This is a genomic window from Streptomyces brasiliensis (genome assembly GCF_014647875.1).
In the GTDB taxonomy this organism is placed as follows: domain Bacteria; phylum Actinomycetota; class Actinomycetes; order Streptomycetales; family Streptomycetaceae; genus Streptomyces; species Streptomyces brasiliensis.
Map to the genome: position 1 here is coordinate 1 of NZ_BMQA01000223.1, position 1,285 is coordinate 1,285.

Sequence of the window (1,285 nt, forward strand, 5' to 3'; positions counted from 1 at the left end):
GACGAGAACTGCGAGAAGGGCGAGAAGGGCGAGAAGGGCGAGAAGGGCGAGAAGGGCGAGCACCACGAGAAGATGGAGGACGGCGTAAAGGTCAAGAACGGAGTCGTCGGCAGCTTCCGCGTCATCAAGCGCCACTTCAACGAGAAGGACGAGCGCGGGGACTTCGACGACTTCGACGAAGACTGACACCAGCAACACGTCTGACGCGCATGCTGGATGGCGCCGGCCCGCCGCAATCGGGCCGGCGCCCACCAGCCAGGCGCACAACACAGAATCCCGGCCCGCAGTAAACGGGCCGGGATTCTCGTCTGGACCCCGGCCCAAGGACATCCCTTCCCGGAACATCCACACCAGACCATCGTCCGACGGATCACACGCCTCCCACGCCATCCATACCCCAGCGACGACCACCAGTCCACCGTCCACGGCGTGGCCCGACCCCCTCGTTCCCCCGCCAGGCCGCCAGCCGCTGCCAGACGGTGAGAGTGTCAGGATGCCCCAGACCGCCCAGGTGCGTGGAGGCGCCGACGAGAGCGGCGTACAGCCACGCCGGCCTCAGCCCCGGCATGGACAGACGCCCCGCGATCGCGGCGAGCATGTAGCAGCTGATGCCGACCGCGAGCGGGACGGGGTATCGCGTACGCCTCTTCCGCGCCTCATCATTCACCGGCGTTCGCTCTCGGCGGCGGTGTAGTGCATGACGGCATCGGCCACGACTCGCTCGCCCTCGCCGATCGGGTGGGACGCCTCGGGGGTCCAGTCCCAGGGGCCGTGCTCGTGTCCGAGCCGGCGGGCGTCTTCGGCAAAAGCCAGATGGGCGCGCACGACGGCGAGGGTGTGAGGGGTCTTCAGTGATGCGGCGGTGGTCGAGGTGATGGGGGAGGGAGGACGGCCCCGCAGGACGGGCAGGTCTCGGGTCAGGCGCGCTCCCTCCTGCGTGAGGTACCAGGCGTTGGTACGTGAACGGTTCGCGTCCGGCAGGACCGTGCAGTCGACGAAGCTGTCGCAGCGCAGTCTGTTCAGGACGCGGGAGATCAGCTGCCGCGTGCCGTCCGGCCGCAGCATCCGGCGTAACTGGCTGGTGGTGGCGATACGGTGCTGGGCGAGCGCGGCCAGTACGAGCCCCCGGCGCCCCATGCGTCCAAGGTGGTGGGACAGGCGGCTGCGCTGCCAGTCGATGACATCGGCGAGTTCGGATGACCGCAGGCTCCGGCTCGTGGCCTCACGGTAGCTGTCAAGTCAAATGAAACGAATGTGCGGCTATGAACTGTGTTGCTGTGGTTCG

General features: G+C 67.9%; 2 pseudogenes. One reads left to right on the plus strand and one right to left on the minus strand.

What is annotated here, in order from left to right:
* Positions 1–186, plus strand: a pseudogene (locus tag IEZ19_RS49860) (hypothetical protein); the annotation flags it as partial.
* Positions 187–666: 480 nt separating this feature from the next.
* On the opposite strand, the pseudogene IEZ19_RS49865 reads toward IEZ19_RS49860, so the two are convergent.
* Positions 667–1,137: pseudogene (locus IEZ19_RS49865) on the minus strand (replication-relaxation family protein); the annotation flags it as partial.
* Positions 1,138–1,285 lie beyond the last annotated feature (148 nt).